This is a genomic window from Rhodoplanes roseus, assembly GCF_003258865.1.
In the GTDB taxonomy this organism is placed as follows: Bacteria; Pseudomonadota; Alphaproteobacteria; order Rhizobiales; family Xanthobacteraceae; genus Rhodoplanes; species Rhodoplanes roseus.
Window position 1 is genome coordinate 1 of the sequence record NZ_NPEX01000110.1, and the last position, 18,705, is coordinate 18,705.

General features: G+C 69.0%; 17 protein-coding genes. 11 read left to right on the forward strand and 6 right to left on the reverse strand.

Going from position 1 to position 18,705, the window contains the following annotated elements:
• Positions 1-203: 203 nt before the first annotated feature.
• The 3 genes from CH341_RS16430 to CH341_RS16440 all read right to left on the reverse strand — a co-directional run bounded on the left by CH341_RS16430 (position 204) and on the right by CH341_RS16440 (position 3,215).
• Positions 204-1,142 carry a dihydrodipicolinate synthase family protein gene (locus CH341_RS16430; protein WP_111420090.1) on the reverse strand — a complete coding sequence of 313 codons (939 nt, stop codon included), beginning with the start codon at positions 1,140-1,142 and terminating at the stop codon, positions 204-206.
• A gap of 148 nt (positions 1,143-1,290) precedes the next feature.
• Positions 1,291-2,355 carry a maleylacetate reductase gene (locus CH341_RS16435; RefSeq protein ID WP_111420091.1) on the reverse strand — a complete coding sequence of 355 codons (1,065 nt, stop codon included), beginning with the start codon at positions 2,353-2,355 and terminating at the stop codon, positions 1,291-1,293.
• A 14-nt stretch (positions 2,356-2,369) separates the two neighbouring features.
• The gene (locus tag CH341_RS16440; RefSeq protein ID WP_111420092.1) at positions 2,370-3,215 is read right to left on the reverse strand and encodes an IclR family transcriptional regulator domain-containing protein; all 846 of its coding nucleotides are present in this window, start codon (positions 3,213-3,215) and stop codon (positions 2,370-2,372) included.
• A 281-nt stretch (positions 3,216-3,496) separates the two neighbouring features.
• On the opposite strand from CH341_RS16440, the gene CH341_RS16445 reads away from it, so the two are divergent.
• The 9 genes from CH341_RS16445 to CH341_RS16485 all read left to right on the forward strand — a co-directional run bounded on the left by CH341_RS16445 (position 3,497) and on the right by CH341_RS16485 (position 13,654).
• Positions 3,497-4,174, forward strand: coding sequence for a 3-oxoacid CoA-transferase subunit A (locus tag CH341_RS16445; RefSeq protein ID WP_111420093.1), 678 nt, complete (start codon positions 3,497-3,499; stop codon positions 4,172-4,174).
• 26 nt (positions 4,175-4,200) lie between these two features.
• A complete protein-coding gene (locus CH341_RS16450) occupies positions 4,201-4,854 on the forward strand; it encodes a 3-oxoacid CoA-transferase subunit B (protein WP_111420094.1) in 654 nt (217 codons plus the stop codon).
• A gap of 23 nt (positions 4,855-4,877) precedes the next feature.
• On the forward strand, positions 4,878-6,110 hold the full coding sequence (gene pcaF / locus CH341_RS16455) for a 3-oxoadipyl-CoA thiolase (protein WP_281023018.1): 1,233 nt from the start codon (positions 4,878-4,880) through the stop codon (positions 6,108-6,110).
• Positions 6,111-6,118: 8 nt separating this feature from the next.
• Positions 6,119-7,927 (forward strand): FAD-dependent oxidoreductase, encoded by a 1,809-nt coding sequence (locus tag CH341_RS16460; RefSeq protein ID WP_281023023.1) that lies wholly within the window; start codon positions 6,119-6,121, stop codon positions 7,925-7,927.
• Positions 7,924-9,774: a [FeFe] hydrogenase, group A gene (locus tag CH341_RS16465; protein WP_111420096.1), complete on the forward strand. Its 1,851-nt coding sequence runs from the start codon at positions 7,924-7,926 to the stop codon at positions 9,772-9,774. The genes CH341_RS16460 and CH341_RS16465 overlap by 4 nt, the downstream gene beginning before the upstream one ends.
• Positions 9,775-10,067: 293 nt before the next feature.
• Positions 10,068-11,057, forward strand: a complete 990-nt coding sequence (locus CH341_RS16470; protein ID WP_111420097.1) for a Bug family tripartite tricarboxylate transporter substrate binding protein — start codon at positions 10,068-10,070, stop codon at positions 11,055-11,057.
• A 189-nt stretch (positions 11,058-11,246) separates the two neighbouring features.
• Positions 11,247-12,383: an alpha/beta hydrolase family protein gene (locus tag CH341_RS16475; protein WP_245431099.1), complete on the forward strand. Its 1,137-nt coding sequence runs from the start codon at positions 11,247-11,249 to the stop codon at positions 12,381-12,383.
• Positions 12,384-12,408: 25 nt separating this feature from the next.
• On the forward strand, positions 12,409-13,104 hold the full coding sequence (locus CH341_RS16480) for an isochorismatase family protein (protein ID WP_111420099.1): 696 nt from the start codon (positions 12,409-12,411) through the stop codon (positions 13,102-13,104).
• 244 nt (positions 13,105-13,348) lie between these two features.
• Entirely contained in the window at positions 13,349-13,654 is a 306-nt protein-coding gene (locus CH341_RS16485; protein ID WP_245431097.1) for a hypothetical protein, read from the forward strand.
• Positions 13,655-13,828: 174 nt separating this feature from the next.
• On the opposite strand, the gene CH341_RS16490 is transcribed toward CH341_RS16485, so the two are convergent.
• Positions 13,829-14,452, reverse strand: a complete 624-nt coding sequence (locus CH341_RS16490; RefSeq protein ID WP_111420100.1) for a GntR family transcriptional regulator — start codon at positions 14,450-14,452, stop codon at positions 13,829-13,831.
• Positions 14,453-14,872: 420 nt separating this feature from the next.
• Here CH341_RS16490 and CH341_RS16495 point away from each other — a divergent pair, with 420 nt between their 5' ends.
• Positions 14,873-16,000 (forward strand): asparaginase, encoded by a 1,128-nt coding sequence (locus tag CH341_RS16495; RefSeq protein WP_245431098.1) that lies wholly within the window; start codon positions 14,873-14,875, stop codon positions 15,998-16,000.
• 148 nt (positions 16,001-16,148) lie between these two features.
• Here the strand turns inward: CH341_RS16495 and CH341_RS16500 are convergent, their stop codons facing one another.
• Positions 16,149-17,177 carry an NAD(P)/FAD-dependent oxidoreductase gene (locus CH341_RS16500; protein ID WP_111420101.1) on the reverse strand — a complete coding sequence of 343 codons (1,029 nt, stop codon included), beginning with the start codon at positions 17,175-17,177 and terminating at the stop codon, positions 16,149-16,151.
• A 155-nt stretch (positions 17,178-17,332) separates the two neighbouring features.
• On the opposite strand from CH341_RS16500, the gene CH341_RS16505 reads away from it, so the two are divergent.
• Positions 17,333-17,794 (forward strand): acyl-CoA thioesterase, encoded by a 462-nt coding sequence (locus CH341_RS16505; RefSeq protein WP_210208381.1) that lies wholly within the window; start codon positions 17,333-17,335, stop codon positions 17,792-17,794.
• A 363-nt stretch (positions 17,795-18,157) separates the two neighbouring features.
• Here CH341_RS16505 and CH341_RS16510 read toward each other — a convergent pair whose 3' ends face one another.
• Positions 18,158-18,478: a 2Fe-2S iron-sulfur cluster-binding protein gene (locus CH341_RS16510; RefSeq protein WP_111420102.1), complete on the reverse strand. Its 321-nt coding sequence runs from the start codon at positions 18,476-18,478 to the stop codon at positions 18,158-18,160.
• Positions 18,479-18,705: the final 227 nt, after the last annotated feature.

An 18,705-nucleotide genomic window follows, 5' to 3' on the forward strand; every position in this document is an offset into this window, starting at 1 on the left:
GCCGTCTCGCGACGGCGACGACCCCGTCCATCTCGGGGACGAACCTCTTTCATGCTAAGCAGTGCGGACCCGGCCCGCCACCCGCCCGCCGGTCACAAACTAGCGTGGTGCGCCCACGAATTTGGCGTATGGCGAGAGATCGTAAGGCTTTCGTCACCGGGCGGGCGCGCATCGCCGACCCGCCCGGTGACGTGTCCGCCGGGTCACGCCGCCTTCAGCACCGCGCGCTTGTCGCTGCGGGCGATGCGCGACAGCAGGAACTCGACCTCGCCCTTGGCGGCGGCGTTGAGGGTCGCGCCCGGCTTGCGCTGGGCGTCGCAGGCGATCAGGCCGCGGCGCATGTAGACGTACTTGCGCACCGCGAGCCCGAGCGGTCCCTGCTGCTGCTCGTAGCGCAGATAGGGCAGATGCGCGTCGAACAGATCGTGCGCCGCGTCGCGCTGTCCCGCCGCCGAGAGCTTGACCACGTCCACCAGCATCTCGGGGAAGGCGTAGCCGGTGTTGGCACCGTCGGCGCCGCGCTCCATCTCGAAGTCGAGGAAGAGCCCGCCGTTGCCGGTCAGGATCGCGATGTGCCGCATCGAGCCGTCGGCCTCGAAGCCGCGCAGCGCCGTGATCTTGTCGAGACCGGGCCAGTCCTCGTGCTTGAGCACCACGCAGCTCGCGTTCTCGGTGACGATCCGCTTGATGACGTTCGGCGTCATCACCACCGAGAAGGTCAGCGGATAGTCCTGCAGCACGAAGGGCACGTCGGGCCCGATCGCCTCGGCGGCCTGGCGATAGTAGCCGACGATCTGGTCGTCGGTGCGCAGCGTGTTGGGCGGGCCGATCATCACGCCCGAGGCGCCGAGCTCCATCGCCTCGCGGGCGAGCGAGCGCATCGCGGCGAAGCCGGGCGCCGAGACGCCGACCACGATCGGCTTGTCGAACCGCTTGGCCACCAGCTCGACGATGGCGCGCGCCTCGGAAAACTCCAGCTTCGGCGCCTCGCCGAGCTGGCCCAGGATGGTGATGCCGTCGACGCCGCAGGAGAGGAAATAGTCGGTGAGCCGCGCCATCGACTCCATGTCGACGCGGCCGTCCTGGTGGAACGGCGTCGGGGAGATCGGGATCACGCCCGTGATGGCAGACGTCAGACTCACGATGTCGTCTCCTCGCTGATGCAACCGTCGGATGGTGTTTTTGAGATCGGCCGACCGGCCGCGGGATGGTCTTCGAACCGGATTCTTCGGAGCGGACTGTGCCGTCTCGGCCGGTCCGGGTCCAGAGGAACGATGCGGCGGGCCGCCCTCACACCGAGAGCGGCGGCTCCCCGGCAAAAGCCCGGGCGATCAGGGCGCGCACGGTGTCGCGGTCGAGCGGCCGCGGATTCGGATAGGGCCGCGCCAGCGCCCGCTCGGTCGCCAGATCGATGCCGCTCTCCGCCATGCCGATGTCGCGCAGCGCGCGTCTCGCGCCGACCCGGCCGGCGAGATCGAACAGCGCGCCGGCGGGATCGTCCGTTCCGAGCACGCCGCGCAGCCGCGCCATCACGTCGGGCACGGCCGGCGCGTTGGTGGCGACCGCATGCGGCAGCACGATCGTGTGGGTCTCGGCATGCGGCAGGTCGAAGCTGCCGCCCAGCGTGTGGCAGAGCTTGTGATGCAGCGCCATCGACACGGAGCCGAGGCAGACGCCGGAGAGCCATGCGCCGTACAGCGCGGCGGTGCGCGCCTCGCGGTCCTTCGGATCATGCACCACCTGCGGCAGCGCGCGAAACAGCGCGCCGATCGCCTCCAGCGCCATCAGCTCGACGATCGGGTTGCGATCCACCGCGTAGAGCGCCTCCACGGCGTGCGCCATCGCGTTGATGCCGCTGGTGCCCGAGATCGACGGCGGCAGGTCGAGGGTCAGGGCGACGTCGTAGACGACCACCTCGGGGCGGATCTTTTCGCTCGACTGCGTGACCTTCTGCCCGTCCTTGGTCTCGCCCAGGATCGGGCTCATCTCGGAGCCCGCATAGGTGGTCGGCACGACGATCTGCGGCAGGTCGGTGCGCACCGCGATCGCCTTGCCGAGACCCGTCACCGAGCCGCCGCCGATCGCCACGACGCCGTCCGCTCCGGTCTCGGCGACCAGCCGCATCGCCGTCTCGGTGACGCCCACGGGCGTGTGCATGACGGCCCCAGGAAACACCCCCACGCCCCGCGAGCCGAGCGCCGCCGCGACGGCGGCCGACGTCGCGGCCTGCGACCGCGAGGTGACGATCAGCACCCGGGACAGCCCGAGCCGCTCCGCCTCCTCCGGAATTGTCTGAATCGTGCCGCTGCCGAAGACGACGCGCACCGGATGGCCGGTGTAAACGAACGGTGTCATTCCAAAACTCTCGATCAGCCGACGCAGAGCGACAGCTCCGCGGCGGCCTGGCGCAACAGAGGAAGGATTTTCGAGACGAGATCCTGATTCGACATGCGCGAGGCGTGGACCCCCACATTGATGGCCGCGAACGCGGTGCCGTCGGACGCCATGATCGGCACGGCGATGGAGCGCAGCCCGAGCTCCAGCTCCTGATCGACGATCGAGTAGCCCTGCTCCCGCACCCGCTCGATCTCGCCCCGCAGCGATGCGGCGTCCTTGACGGTGTTCGGCGTGAACGGCTGGAACACTACGCGGGCGAGGCGCTGGTCGAGATCGCCGGGCCGATGGGCGAGCAGGACGCGCCCCATCGACGTGAACACGGCGGGCAGCCGGCTGCCGACATGCAGGTCGATCGTCATGATGCGCGAGGCGGAGGCACGGGCGATGTAGACGATGTCGTCGTCCTCGAGGATGGCGATCGACGACGACTCGTTGAGCTCGTTGCTGATCCGCCGCAGCAGCGGCTGGGCGATGCGGGTCAGCGGGATCGAGCTCAGATAGGCGTGGCCGAGCGACAGGATGCGGGGCCGCAGCACGTAGTGGCGGCCGTCCTCGGTGTCGGCGAAGCCGAGCGCCCGCAACGTGTAGAGGCAGCGCCGCACCGCGGCGCGCGGGATGCCGGTGGCCTGGCTGATCTGGGCGATCGTCATCGACGAGGTGTCGCGCGAAAAGGCCTGGATCACCGCGAGGCCGCGCACCAGCGACGTCATGATGTTGGGATCGCCCGGCACGGGCCCGTCGCCGGCTCCCGCGGAGGCGGTCGCGGGCGTCGGCCCCGGCGAGTCCGCATCGTCGTCGCTCTCGGTGTGCTCGGCCATCGTGTCATCGCCCGCTGAGACGCGTCGCCCGCAGCGTCCACAAGGGCGCCGGCCGGCGAACGACTCGTTCGATTATCGCGCGCTTCCTACCGCGTGTTGAGCTGCAGGACCAGCCTTCCACAAGCCCGGGACGACATGCCCCGCAGAGAATGCAGACCAGACCATATTCGCACACTTGTTCGATTATAGAACTTGACGACCTCGTGAGCCGGGCGCAAATTTTGCGCGTTAATCGAACGCTCGTGCGATATAAAGAAGCGCACTCATCGAACGGAGGCCCCATGAACAAGATCTGTCCATCTCTGGAGGAGGCGCTCGCGGACATTCCGGACGGCGCTTCGATCATGATCGGGGGCTTCGGCGACGCCGGCGTGCCGTTCCAGATGATCGACGCCCTGGTCGCGCAAGGCGCCAAGGACCTGACGATCATCTCCAACAACGCCGGCACGGGCGAGGAGGGCATCGCGGCCCTGATCAAGCGGGACCGGGTGAAGAAGATCGTCTGCTCGTTCCCCCGCCAGGCCAACTCGAAGGCCTTCGACGAGCGTTATCTGTCGGGCAAGCTGGTTCTCGATCTGGTGCCGCAGGGCAATCTGGCCGAGCGCATCCGCGCCGCCGGGGTCGGCATCGGCGCGTTCTTCACGCCGACCGCCTACGGCACGCTGCTGGCGGACGGCAAGGAGACCCGCGAGATCGACGGCCGCAACTACGTGCTCGAATATCCGATCTCGGCCGACTACGCGTTCATCAAGGCCCACAGGGGCGATGCGCTCGGCAATCTCGTCTACCGCAAGACGGCGCGCAATTTCGGTCCCGTGATGGCGACCGCCGCGAAATGCACCATCGCCCAGGTCTCCGAGGTGGTCGCGGTCGGCGACCTCGATCCCGAGACCGTCGTGACGCCCGGCATCTTCGTGAAGCGGGTGGTCGAGGTCAAAGCCGACGGCGCGCGGGCCTGAGCGCAGCCATTCCGGAGAGCCATGACATGAGCGACACCATCCAGCTCCTCACCCGGCAGCAGGTCGCGGCCCGCGTCGCCGCCGACATTCCGGACGGGTCCTACGCCAATCTCGGCATCGGCGCCCCGACCGACGTGGCGGACTGCCTGCCCGCCGGCGTCACCATCATCCTCCACACCGAGAACGGCCTCCTCGGCATGGGCCCGAAGCCGCCCGCCGGCGAGGAGGACATCGACCTGATGAACGCCGGCAAGCAATACGTGACGGCGCTGCCGGGCGCGTCCTATTTCCACCACGCCGATTCCTTCGCGATGATGCGCGGCGGCCATCTCGACTACTGCGTGCTCGGCGCCTATCAGGTCTCCGCGACCGGCGACCTCGCCAACTGGCACACCGGCGCCAAGGACGCGATCCCGGCGGTCGGCGGCGCGATGGATCTCGCGATCGGCGCCAAGTCCGTCTTCGTGATGATGGACCTGCTCACCAAGAAGGGCGTCTGCAAGCTGGTCCAGCGCTGCTCGAGCCCGCTCACCGGGGTCGGTTGCGTCAAGCGCGTCTATACGGATCACGCCACCTTCGACATCACGCCGGCCGGCGTCGTCGCCTACGACCTCGTGCCCGGGCTGACCTTCGAGGCGCTCGAGACACTCTGCGGCTTCCCGCTGCTGCGCAAATCCTGACCCATCACACAGGGCCGAACACGATGAAACAAGCCGTCATCTGCGATGCCGTGCGGACTCCCTTCGGGCGCTACGGCGGCGCCCTCGCCTCGGTGCGGGCCGACGACCTCGGCGCGATCCCGATGAAGGAGCTGATGAAGCGCAACCCGTCGGTCGACTGGGGGGCGCTCGACGACGTGTTCTACGGCAACGTCAACCAGGCCGGCGAGGACAACCGCAACGTCGCGCGCATGTCGCTGCTGCTCGCCGGGCTGCCCGAGACGATCCCGGGCGTCACCGTCAACCGGCTGTGCTCGTCCGGCATGGAGGCGATCGGCCAGGCCGCCCGCGCCATCGCCTGCGGCGAGATGGAGCTGGCGCTCGCCGGCGGCGTCGAGAGCATGACGCGGGCGCCCTTCGTGATGGGCAAGGCGACCACGCCGTTCTCGCGCGATGCCCAGATCTTCGACACCACGATCGGCTGGCGCTTCGTCAATCCGCTGATGAAGAAGATGTACGGCGTCGACTCGATGCCCGAGACGGCCGAGAACGTCGCCACCGACTTCCAGATCTCGCGCGCCGACCAGGATCTCTTCGCCCTGCGCAGCCAGGAGAAGACCGCCAAGGCGCAGGCGAACGGCACGCTGGCCGACGAGATCTGCGTGGTCGAGATCGCGCAGAAGAAGGGTGACCCGATCCGGGTCGACCGCGACGAGCATCCGCGCGCGACGACGCTCGAGTCGCTCGCCAAGCTGCGGCCGGTGGTCAGGCCGGACGGCACCGTCACGGCCGGCAACGCCTCCGGCGTCAACGACGGCGCCTGCGCCCTGATCGTCGCCAGCGAGGACGCCGCCAAGCGCCACGGCCTGACGCCGAAGGCCCGCATCCTCGGCATGGCGGCCGGCGGCGTGGCGCCGCGCGTGATGGGCATCGGCCCGGTGCCGGCCGTCGACAAGCTGCTCGACCGCCTCTCGATCGACATCGCGACGATCGACGTGATCGAGCTCAACGAGGCTTTCGCGGCGCAGGGCCTGGCGGTGCTCCGCCAGCTCGGCGTCGCGGACGACGACCCGCGCGTCAATCCGTACGGCGGGGCGATCGCCCTCGGCCATCCGCTCGGCGCCAGCGGCGCCCGGCTGGTGACGACGGCGCGTCCCTGGCCGGGGCCAATGTCTTTCCGGCCCTCACCAACTTCGACACCTTCGACGACAAGAATCGCATCCGCGCCTTCTTCGGCGATCGCGGCTTCTTCATCTTCGACGACGACGTCAGCCTGATCGACGCGCTGTGGCGCCAGATGGACCAGGCGGCCGAGCAGTCCTGCGGCAAGTGCACGCCGTGCCGGATGGGCACCGTGCTGGTGCGCGACGCGCTCGACGCGCTCCGCCACGGCCGAAAGAGCCCGCTCGACCTCGCCGCGATCGAGACCCTCGCCGACCAGATGACGGCGACCTCGATGTGCGGCCTCGGGCAGACCTGCGCGCGCGCCCTGCTGGCCGCCCTGCGCAGCTTCCGCGACGTGATCGAGGCCGAGATCGCACGCGGGGCCCAGCCCGAGCAGAACGGCCTCGCCTACATGACGGCGCCCTGCATCGAGGCCTGCCCGTCGCGCATCAACGTGCCGCGCTACATCGACTACATCCGCGACGGCAAGCCCGAGCACTCGCTCGGCGTCATCCTGCAGAAATATCCGATGGCCGCGACCTGCGGCCGCGTCTGCGTGCGGTTCTGCGAGATGGCGTGCCGGCGCAAGTTCGTCGACGAGGCGGTCGGCATCAAGACGCTCAAGCGCTACGTCGCCGACCAGCAGTCCGGCGACAAGGCGCTGAAGTTCGGCCGCGAGCTGATCTCGCAGCCGCTCGGCGCCGACATGCGGGTGGCCGTCGTGGGGGCCGGGCCGGCCGGCGTCTCCTGCGCCTATCATCTGCTGCTGCACGGCTATCACGTCGACATCCTGGAGGCGATGCGCGAGCCGGGCGGCATGGCGGCGATCGGCATCCCGGCCTATCGCCTGCCCAAGCACGTGCTGCACTCGGAGACCGACATCATCACCGAGCTCGGCGGCCGCTTCCTGTTCGAGCGCGCGCTCGGCCGCGACTTCTCGATCGACGACCTGTTCGCCCGCGGCTATCGCGCCGTGTTCCTGGCGATCGGCTGCCAGCAGGGCATCCGGCTCGGCGTCGAGGACGAGGATCCGAGCGTCCCGGGCTACAAGTCCGGCATCGGCTTCCTCCTGGAGGTGCACGACCACGTCGCCGGGCTCAAGTCCGTGTCGCTGTCCGGCGAGGTGATCGTGGTCGGCGGCGGCAACGTCGCCATGGACTGCGCCCGCTCGGCGCTACGCATGGGCGCCGACAAGGTGCACGTCGTCTACCGCCGCACCCGCGAGGACATGCCGGCCGACTCGGAGGAGGTCGAGGCGGCGATCGCCGAAGGCGTCGTGTTCCACTTCCTCACCAACCCGACCCGCATCGTCACCGGGGACGGCCGCATCACCGGCGTCGAGGTCGCCGGCATGCGGCAGACCGCGCCCGACGGGCACGGCCGCCGCGGCGTCGCGCCGGTGCCCGGCACCGAGCAGATCATGCCGTGCGGCACGCTGATCGCGGCGATCGGCCAGCAGGTGGTGAAGGGCGCGCTGACCGCCGAGGACGGCATCGCCTTCGACCGCTGGAACTGCGTCGCCATCGACCCGCTCGACCTCTCCACATCGCGGCCCGGCGTGTTCGCCGGCGGCGACTGCGCCTCCGGCCCCTCCACCCTGATCCACGCGATGGCCAACGGGCTGAAGGCCAGCCGCTCGATCGACGACTGGATCCGGCTCGGCCGCGTGACCTTCCAGCCGCGCACGCGCATGCGCGAGATCCTCAACGACAACAAGATGCTCGCCGACGACGCCGTCGAGGTGCCGGTGAAGCCGCAATACCGCGTCCACCACCCCGAGCTCGATCCGACCGTGCGCAAGCTGATGTTCGAGGAGGTCGAGCAGACGATCAGCCCGGAGCAGGCCTATCGCGAGGCCAAGCGCTGCATGCGCTGCTACCGCACCTACTCGGTGATCACCGAGCGCGCGATCCCGGAGGCAGGAGCATGACCATGGACGCCCTCGACACGACGGCGCCCGGCGCGACCGAGCTGACCGCCACCATCAACGGCAAGACCGTGGCGGGCCGCGCCGGCGAGACCATCCTGGACTGTGCGCGCCGCCACGGCGTCTACATCCCTACGCTGTGCGAGCTGCACGACATCGACCACGCGCCCGGCACCTGCCGGGTGTGCCTGGTCGAGATCAAGATGAAGCACGCCGACAAGACGCATCTGGTCGCCTCCTGCACGACGCCGATGCAGGACGGGCTCGCCATCGACACGCGGACGCCCGAGCTGCGCGAGATGCAGCGCCTGCAGGTCGAGCTGCTGCTCGCCGACCACGACCAGGACTGCGCCACCTGCATCCGCCACGGCAAGTGCGACCTGCAGGACGTCGCCCAGTTCGTCGGCCTGCGGCAGAACCGCTTCTTCGATCCGGCCCGCGTCGCGGCGCGGCCGGTGGACGAGTCGTCCCCGGCGCTGATCCGCAACATGAAGCGCTGCATCCGCTGCCAGCGCTGCATCGCCATCTGCCGCGACGGCCAGGGCGTCGACGCGCTGATCCAGATCAACAGCGGGCTCGACACCGCGGTGGGGCTGCGACACGGGCTGACGCAGAAGAACTCGGCCTGCGTGACCTGCGGCCAGTGCGTGCTGGTGTGCCCGACCGGCGCACTCGGCGAGCGCGACGAGACCGACCGGGCGCTCGAGATGATGTACGATCCCGAGCTGATCACGGTGGTGCAGTTCGCCCCCGCCGTGCGGGTCGGCTTCGGCGAGGAGTTCGGCCTGCCGCCCGGCACCAATGTCGAGGGCCAGATCATCACGGCGCTGCGCATGCTCGGCGCCTCGATCGTGCTCGACACCAACTGGGGCGCCGACCTCGTCATCATGGAGGAAGGCACCGAGCTGCTGCACCGGTTGAAGGAGCGCAAGCGGCCGACCTTCTCGTCCTGCTGCCCGGCCTGGATCAACTTCGTCGAGCGGCACTATCCCGACATCATGCCGATGCTGTCGTCGACCAAGTCGCCGCAGCAATGCGTCGGCGCGCTGGCCAAGACCTATCTGCCCGAGAAGATGGGCATCGATCCGGCCCGCATCCGCGTCATCTCGATCATGCCCTGCATCGCCAAGAAGGACGAGATCGTCCGCCGGCAACTGATCCACGACGGCGTGCCCGAGGTCGACGTGGTGCTCTCGACGCGCGAGTTCGCACGGCTCCTGCAGCGCGAGCGCATCGACCTGAAGTCGCTCGAGCCCTCGACCTTCGACAATCCCTACATGAGCGAGTATTCGGGTGCCGGCGCGATCTTCGGCACCACCGGGGGCGTCATGGAGGCGGCGCTCCGCACCATGTACTACGTGGTGAACGGCCGCGAGCTGGAGCACATCGAGATCGAGCAGCTGCGCGGCTTCGAGGGTGTGCGCACCGCGACCGTCGAGCTCGGCGGCGACATCGGCGCCGTGAAGATCGCCATGTGCCACGGCCTCAAGCCGACCCGGCAGATCGTCGAGGAGGTGCGCTCCGGCAAGTCCGATCTCGACTTCGTCGAGATCATGGCCTGCCCGGGCGGCTGCGTCGACGGCGGCGGCACGCTGCGCTCCAAGAAGGCCTATCTGCCGTATGCGCTCAAGCGGCGCGAGACGCTGTTCGGCATCGACAAGAACCGGCCGGTGCGGCAGTCGCACCGCAACGCGCAGGTCCAGGCGCTGTACCGCGACTATCTCGGTGCGCCCAATTCGGAGAAGGCGCACCACCTGCTCCACACTTATTATACCGACCGCAAGATCGAGATGACTCAGACGGTCCGCGAGGTGTGGGCCGACATCAAGATGATCGGCAAGGTGTACTGATTGGGGGCGCGGGAACCGGATCGCGGCGTCCATCCGCCCTCACCCTGAGGAGCCCGCGGAGCGGGCGTCTCGAAGGGCGAGGGCGGCCACGGTGGCGGCCACATGGTTCGAGGCTCGCTTCGCTCGCACCTCACCATGAGGTCGGAAGTGGTCATGCGTGGCCCCGGCATTCGAGCGCGCATTGCCGCAGGCGTCGAAGTGGCTTGTCACGCGGCCCGGGGAATGACACTTGTGGAATCCCCCCGAGGGAGCGCGTCGGCGCTCCACCCCGCACGATCGATCAGGAGCAGACCATGTCGCTGCGCCGTGCCCTCGTCGCCCTCACCACGGTTCTCACGACCACCGTCGCGATCCTCGCCGCCGCCGTCCCGGCCGCCGCGCAGGCCTTTCCCAACGGCCGCACCATCAAGATCGTCGTGCCGTTCGCGGCCGGCGGCGGCGTCGACACGCTCGCCCGCATGCTGGCCGAGCGCATGCAGGCCAAGCTCGGCACCAACGTGATCGTCGAGAACCGGGCCGGCGCCAACGGCACGATCGGCGGCCAGAGCGTGCAGCAGTCGACCCCGGACGGCACCACGGTACTGTTCTCGTCCAACACCCATTCGATGGCCAAGCAGGTGATGCTGAAGCCGCCCTACGATCCGCTCACCGACTTCGTGTCGATCGCGCGGGTCGGCGAGGCGCCGCTGCTCACCGTGATGTCGACCAAGATGCCGCAGAAGACGCTCGGCGAGGTCGCCGCCGCCGCCAAGGCCAATCCGGACCAGTGGACGGCCGGCACGCCGGCGCTCGGCTCGCCGGGCCACATCGCCACCATCGAGTTCATGCGGCTCACCGGCACGAAGCTGACCGTGACGCCCTATCGCGGCACCGCACCGGCGCTGACCGACGTCGCCGGCGGCCACATCCAGCTCCTCACCGACGCCATGGTGGTGCTGCTGCCGATGGCCCGCGACGGCAAGGTGAAGGGCATGGCGATCACGTCGTCGAAGCGCTCCAGCCTCGCCCCCGACATCCCGACCGCGGCGGAGAGCGGCGTCCCCGGCCTCGAGGTGATCTCGTGGTACGGCGTGTGGGGCCCGCCCGGCATCCCGGCCGACGTGGTGACGACGCTCAACCGCGCCTTCGCGGACGCCACCCGCGAGCTCGCCGAGAGCGGCCGGCTCAAGGAGCTCGGCGTCGATCCGGTCTACGAGACGCCCGAGGGCTTCGCCAAGTTCATGGCCGCCGACGTCGCCCGCAACGCCGAGCTCCTGAAATCCGTCGGCTTCGAGCCGCAATGAGGCCGGCTCTCCGCTCCGTTTCGGTCCCATAAGTCCGTCGTTCCGGGGCGCGGGCGCAGGCCGCGAGCCCGGACTCCATCGCCCCGGACAAGCCGACCCACACCGGGATCATGGATCCCGGGCTCGGTCCTTCGGACCGCCCCGGGACGACGTGCGCCTCAGTTCAGCTCATCGAGGTCCCCCGTGACCATGTTCCGCTACTTCCCCGGCCACGACGGCTGGTCTTATCACTTCGCGGCGCGCATCGTGAACGTCTGCCAGATGGGCGGCGCCGACTTCCACCGCTGCCACCGCGTCGCCGAGCGGATCGCGGTCGGCGACGGCGACAGCTGGTTCCGCGAATGGAACGCGGCCGGCGAGGAGCGGGAAGCGACCGCGGCGGCCGAGCTGGCGCGCGGCCGCCCGATCACGGCGCGCGAGGCCTATCTGCACGCCCACAACTACTTCCGCACCGCGCAGTTCTTCCTGCCCGGCAGCGATCCGCGCAAGGCGGCGGCCTATCTGCGCTGCGTCGATTGCTTCCATGCGGCGCTGCCGTTCTTCGACAATCCGCCCGAGCGCGTCACCTTCCCGTTCGAGGGCTCGCATCTCTCCGGCTACTATTGGCGGCCGCTCGGGGCGGCCCGGCAGCGCCACGCCGCGATCGCCTATCTGGGCGGCGTCGACATCATCTCGGAGGAGCTGTGGTTCTTCGCGGCGCGCCAGATGCTGGAGCGCGGCTTCGGCGTGCTGTGCTTCGACGGCCCCGGCATGGGCGAGCCGCTGCGCGTGCGCGGCGTTCACGCGCGGCCGGACTACGAGGTCGCGATCTCGGCGGCCGTCGACTACCTGGTCGCCCGACCGGACGTGGATGCACAGAAGATCGCGCTCGTCGGCCAGTCGATGGGCGGCTACTACGGCGGCCGCGGCGCCGCCATGGAGCCGCGCCTGCGCGCCGCCATCCTGTGGGGCGCCTGCTACGACATGCTCGACGACATCTACGATTTCTGGCCGGCCGTGCGGCCCCAGATCGAGTGGGTGATCGGCGCGACGAGCGAGGCCGACGCCCGCGACAAGCTGAAGGCCTTCACGCTGAAGGGCGTGCTGAAGAACGCCAAGTGCCCCGTGATGGTGACGCACGGCGAGGACGACACGCTGGTCGCCGTGCAGGCCGCGCACAAGACCTATGCGGATCTGCCCGAGCCGAAGCACCTTCGGATCTGGACGGGTGCCGAAGGCGGCGGCATTCATCTGATGAACGACAACCGCACCGACGCCGTGCCCTACATGCTCGACTGGCTGCGCGAGGAGGTCGATCGCCCGCGCGCCGCAACCGTATTTCCCTGATCAGAACCGCCCGCCCGGAGCCCGCATGCACAAGGTCGTGATTCCCGAGAAGGTCGTCGCCCGCGTGATCAAGCGCCAGGGGCGCTGGAACGTGCACGACGACGTGCCGGCGGGCCGCACCGCCTTCGTCGTCGTCGATATGCAGAACTACTTCATGGCGCCCGGCCAGCAGGTGGAGATCCCGGCGGCGCGCGCCATCGTGCCCAACGTCAACCGGCTCGCCGACGCGCTGCGCCGGGCCGGCGGCCTGGTCGTGTGGATCCGCACCATCTCCAACGAGGACTCGTTCCGGAACTGGTCGCATTTCCACGACGTGCTCAACACGCCGGAGCGGCGCGCGCGACGCGCCGCCGCGATGGCCGAGACCGCGTTCGGCTCGCAGCTCTGGCCGGAGCTCGACGTGCGGCCCGAGGACCTGATCGTCCGCAAGACCCGCTACAGCGCCTTCATCCAGGGCTCCTCGCCGCTGGAGGTGGAGCTGCGCCAGCGCGGCATCCAGGCCGTCTGGATCGGCGGCACCTCGACCAACACCTGCTGCGAGAGCACGGCGCGCGACGCCATGCTGCTCGACTTCCGCACCACGATGGTGAGCGACGCCAACGCCGACCACACCGACGAGGAGCACAACGCGACGCTGATCAACTTCTGCATCAATTTCGGCGACGTCGCCGCGACCGACGACCTGCTCGGCCGCCTGCAGAAGGCCCAAGCGGCCGAGTGACGGAAACCGCCGTCACCGCGTCCCGCGAAGCGATCCCTTCCCGGCATGGACCCGCGTCCCGAGCGCGACGGCGGCGGGTCGCGAGGGTGCGTCCCGGCGGCACATGCCGCCGGAGCCGGTGACGTGCCGTTACACGCCGGCGACCGATCGATACGGCGGCGCCGTACCGCGGCGACATGACCGCTGCAGTCTCCTCGCACCGTCGGGACCGAGCCCGGCCCCGATCGACGCACGAGGAGTTCTCATGAGCAAGCTGATCGCCACCGCGGCGCTCGCCGTCGTCCTGATCGCCGGCGCCGCCGCCGACGCCGAGGCCTGGACCCGCAGCGGCACCTGGTCGGGGCCGCGCGGCACCGCCAGCGTCCATGCCGCCGAGAGCTGTGCCGGCGGCACCTGCAGCCGCCAGATCACCCGCACCGGCCCCTATGGCGGCAGCGTGACGCGGCAGGGCAGCGCGTCCTGCTCGAGCGGCACCTGCACGGGCACCCGCACCACCACGGGCCCGTACGGCGGCACGGTGACGCGCCAGCGCACCATCTCGCGTGACTGACGACCGGCGCACGGGCGGGGCGACGCCCGCCCGTCGCCGCGACGGCGTCACGCCACCCCGAGCTTCTTCTGCAGGCTGGTCGAGGAGGTCGTGTACTGGAACACGACGCGCTTCTCCGGGAACACGTAGCGCGAGGCGGCCTGCGCCACCCTCGTCCGCGCGCCGTCGTCCGCGTCAAAACGCTTGGATGTGGTTGAAAATGGTCCGGTCGAGTTCGTACGGATCACGCTGCTCGACGGCATCGACCATGGCAAAATGCTCGGCTGCACTCGCCGCAAGTCCCTCGCGTGTCCCCCATCGTCCGGGGGTCCCGACGTAACTCTGCAGGCGCAGGCCGTCGATCAAGCGGGACAGGACAGGGTTCCTGGCGATTCTGTAGACGGCCCTGTGAAAATCGGCGTTGGCAGTGGTCTGCTGGGCCCGGCTGCTGGTGGCGGCCGCGGACTGGAACGCTGCAGCGAGCCTGCGCAACTCGACGATGTCTTCGGCCGTCGCATTCGCGATCACGAACGGAACCGCGCTGCGTTCCAGCGTCATCCTGACGAATCGCAATTGAGTCTGGCTGTATTGCTCCTGGGCACAGACGCGAAAGCCCGAGTTGTGCTGATGCTCGACAAGCCCCAGACTCTTGAGGACAAGCAGAGCCTGCCGGACGTAGAAGCGGGTGGTGCTATACGTTTGTTCGAGGCTGGATAGCTTGAGCTGCTCGCCGAACTTGTAGACGCCGAGATTTATGTCCGCCTGAATCCTGCCGACCACGTCTTCCACATGCTCGGCTGACTCTTTCGACTTGCCCATTTCGGTCCGACGTCAGACAGGCGGTCCACGAAACCCGCCAGTACCATAACTCCATGTCGCATTCCAGGACCGGACCCTGCGGGCGGGCGCCTCGCCCAGGCGCTCCGAACCCGCCCTCGTTCGGCCCCCGGCGACCCACAGCCGGCTCGCCCACCACGACACGCGACGGCTCAGAGCCGGCGCAGACCGGCCGCGCGTCATGCGCAGTCAATTTGTGCGCAAAAAATGTTGATCAACAGCAACGTCGGTCGTACGGATTGTACGTTAAGTGGCTGATAATAGGGACGCTAGGTCATAAGCGAGCGCCGTGCGGTGGGGCGACGTGGTGAATGGCTTAGCGATATGCGCATAAATCGGCGGACCTTTCGCACCGTCACCAACCCGGCGCCAAAGCCGCCACCGCCGAAGAAAGGATTTCTCATGTCGATGGTTCAACACGATGCGCTGGCCCGCATCCGGGCCGACCTCGCCACCTGTGTCGCCGTCGGCGGCATGCTCGCCGCGTTCGCCTGCGCTCATCCGGTCCAGGCGGGGGACGTCGCCGCGGCCGCATCGAACAAGCCTACCGTCGTGGTGATCGGAACAGGCGGGACCATCGCCGGCGCCGGCAAGTCGTCGACGGACACGTCGACCTACGCGACGGCAACCGTCGGTGTGGACAAGATCGTCCAGGCGGTGCCGGAGCTGGCCGCGGTCGCGAACGTCCGCTCGGAACAGGTCTTCCAGGTCGGCAGCAAGAGCATCAACGACGATCTCATCATCAAGCTCGCAAAGCGCGTGAACGAGGTCTTGAAGCGGGACGACGTCGCCGGCGTCGTGGTCACCCACGGTACCGACACGCTCGAGGAAACCGCCTATTTCCTAAATCTGACCGTGAAGACCACCAAGCCGATCGTGTTCGCCGCCTCGATGCGGCCGTCGACCGCCCTCAGCGCCGACGGCCCGCTGAACCTGTTCGATGCGGTCGTGACGGCGAGCAGCGCGGAGGCGGCCGGCAAGGGCGTGCTGATCACCATGAACGACGAGATCCACACCGCCCGCGACATCGTGAAGACGAACACGTTCAAGACCGACACGTTCAGGTCGCCCTACGGCCCGCTCGGCTATGTCGTGGAAGGGAAGGTCCTGTTCTATCGCAACACGGCGCGGCGCCACACCCGCGATTCCGAGTTCGACATCGAGACGATCGATCGTCTGCCGCGCGTGGACATCGCCTACAGCTACAGCAGCAGCGACGCCGCCGCCTACAATGCCTTCGCAGCGGCCGGCACGAAGGCCATCGTGAACGCCGGAACCGGAAACGGCAACGTGTCCGACTCGCTGGTGGAGCCGCTCGTCGCCATCCGCTCGCGCGGCGTGTTCGTCGTGCGGGCGTCGCGCACGGGCAGCGGAACCCTGTATCGCGGCCCGTCCTTCAAGGACGACGACAAGCGCGGCTGGATCGCGGTGGACGATCAGACGGCCCCGAAGGCAAGGCTGCTCATGGCGCTCGGTCTGACGAAGACGCAGGACGTCGACGCACTGCGGGCGCTGTTCACCCGCTACTAGGCCCGGTTCGACGGTGGGGACCCAGGGACGACACGGCAGAGATACCCTGGATTCCCGCTTTCGCGGGAATGAGCGGAGCGTGGGTCAACGTCGGCGAAAACTGCTCTGGCCCGGGACCAGGCGACGCCCGCCCGTCGCCGCGACGGCGTCAGGCGACGCCGAGCTTCTTCTGCAGGCTGGTCGAGGAGGTCGTGTACTGGAACACGACGCGCTTCTCCGGGAAGACGTAGCGCGAGGCGGCCTGCGCCATCAGGGCGCCCTCGTGGAAGCCGGAGAGGATCAGCTTGAGCTTGCCCGGATAGGTGTTGATGTCGCCGATGGCGAACAGGCCGGGCACGCTGGTCTCGAACTTCTCGGTGTCGACCGCGACGAGGCCGTCCTGCAGGGCGACGCCCCAGTCGGCGATCGGGCCGAGCTTCATGGTGAGCCCGAAGAACGGCAGCATCGCCTCGCACGGGATCGTGCTGGTGACGCCGTCGTTGGTGCGCACCACGGCGGCCGAGAGCGCCCCGCCCTCGCCTTCCAGCGACATCACCTGGCCGATCACCAGATCCATGTCGCCGCGCGCCACCAGCGAGCGCATCTTGTTGACCGTGTCGGGCGCCGCGCGAAACTCGTCGCGCCGGTGCACCAGCGTGACGCGGTGGGCGATCGGCTGCAGGTTGACGGTCCAGTCGAGGGCGGAATCGCCGCCGCCGACGATCATCAGCCGCTTGTCGCGGAACGTCTCCATCTTTCGCACGGCGTAGAAGACCGAGGAGTCCTCGTAGGCCTCGATGCCCTTGATGGGCGGCCGCTTGGGCTGGAACGAGCCGCCGCCCGCCGCGACGATCACCACCTTGGCCTCGAACACGGTGCCGCGATCGGTGGTGCAGCGGAACAGCGGGTCGCCGATCCGCTCGATCGTCGTCACCATCTCGCCGAGATGGAAGGTCGGGCCGAACGGGGCGATCTGCACCATCAGCGCGTCGACCAGCTCCTGGCCGGTCACCCGCGGCACCGCCGGGATGTCGTAGATCGGCTTCTCCGGATAGAGCTCGGCGCACTGGCCGCCGACCTTGTCGAGCACGTCGACCAGGTGGGTCTTGATGTCGAGCAGGCCCAGCTCGAAGACGGCGAACAGGCCGCACGGGCCGGCCCCGATGACGAGCGCGTCGGTCTTGATCGGTTCGGTCATGATGGTCTCGGTGGAACGGTCGGGGGTGCCGGTTCGAGCCGCGGGCGCAGAGCGCAATTGCGCCGGCGTGCCTTGCGGTTCGTGGGCCGCCGCCGCACAACGGCCCCGGCCCGGACGCCCGAGCCTGTAAGCCACCGCCGCGAGGACTGCAACCCGTGACCGACGAGAGCGCCGCACCCCGCCGGAGCCCGCCCCGGCCCGAGGATTTCCCGCACCTGGTCCGGCAGACCCTCCGGTTCCGCGATCTCGACCCGCAGAACCACGTCAACAACGCGGTGTTCGTCACCTTCCTGGAGGCCGGCCGGGTGCCGCTGCTGCGCGACCCGCGCTACGGCATGTGGATCGACGGGGCGACCTATGTGCAGGCGCGGCTGATCATCGACTACCTGGCCGAGATCCACTACCCGGGCGACGTCGTGATCGGCACGAGGGTGGCGCGCGTCGGCACCAGCTCGCTGACCTTCGACCAGGCGGTCTTCTCGGGCGACCGTTGCGCCGGGCTGGCCACCAGCACCCTGGTGATGCTCGACCGCGACACCCGAAAGCCGCGCCCCCTGCCGGCCGACCTGGCCGCCCGCCTGCGCGCGGGCGGCGGCGCCGTGCCGGAGGTGGGGTGAGGACCGGCGGCAATCTCTCGGACCGCTCGTCCCGCACGGGCGCACAGGCACAAAATCGCGATTCGAAGCCTCCCCTTCGTCATGCTCCGCGAAGGCGAGGGCTTTGGATAATTCGTCATTCCGGGACGACGCGGAGCGTCGGACCCGGAATCCAGCCCAGAATACCGAGTTCGGAGCTGGAATCCGGGTTCGCGTCGGCGCGCCCCGGAATGACCGATTCTGCAAAGCCCTCGCGAAGGCGGAGCATCCAGTACGTCGAAGCGTCTCGAATAAAGCGACGAAGGTCGGTGGCTACTGGGTCGCCGCCTGCGCGGGCGACGACGGTCGAGAGGCCGGGCCGTCATCGGTTGCGGACGGCCCGCCTCACGCCTGCCGTTCCGGCGTCTGCAGGACCAAGCCGTCGAGCTCGTCGCGGACCTTGATCTGGCAGGACAGGCGGGAGTTCGGCCGCACGTCGTAGCCGAAGTCGAGCATGTCCTCCTCCATGGCGGTCGGCGGGCCGACCACCTCGCGCCAGGCCTCGTCGACATAGACGTGGCAGGTGGCGCAGGCGCAGGCGCCGCCGCATTCGGCCTCGATGCCGGGCACCGCGTTCTTGATGGCGGTTTCCATCACGGTCGCGCCCGGCTGGGCCTCGACCGTGCGGGACGATCCGGTGAAGCTGACGAAAGTGATGTTGACCATGACGCTCGCGGGTCGCTCGGAGGCTCGCTCAGGGAGGCTCGCTCGGGTGGGACGTCCGGCCACGCCATGCAGGCCGGCCGGGGCTGAAACCGGCGCTCTCTATATGGGCTCGCGCCGCAGGACGCCACCCCGTCCGGGATCGGACGCCGGAGATCGGGCACCGCACAAACAGATGGCCCCGGCTTTTGACCGGGGCCACTGTCGGCCGGACGATGTGAGGGGGGGAG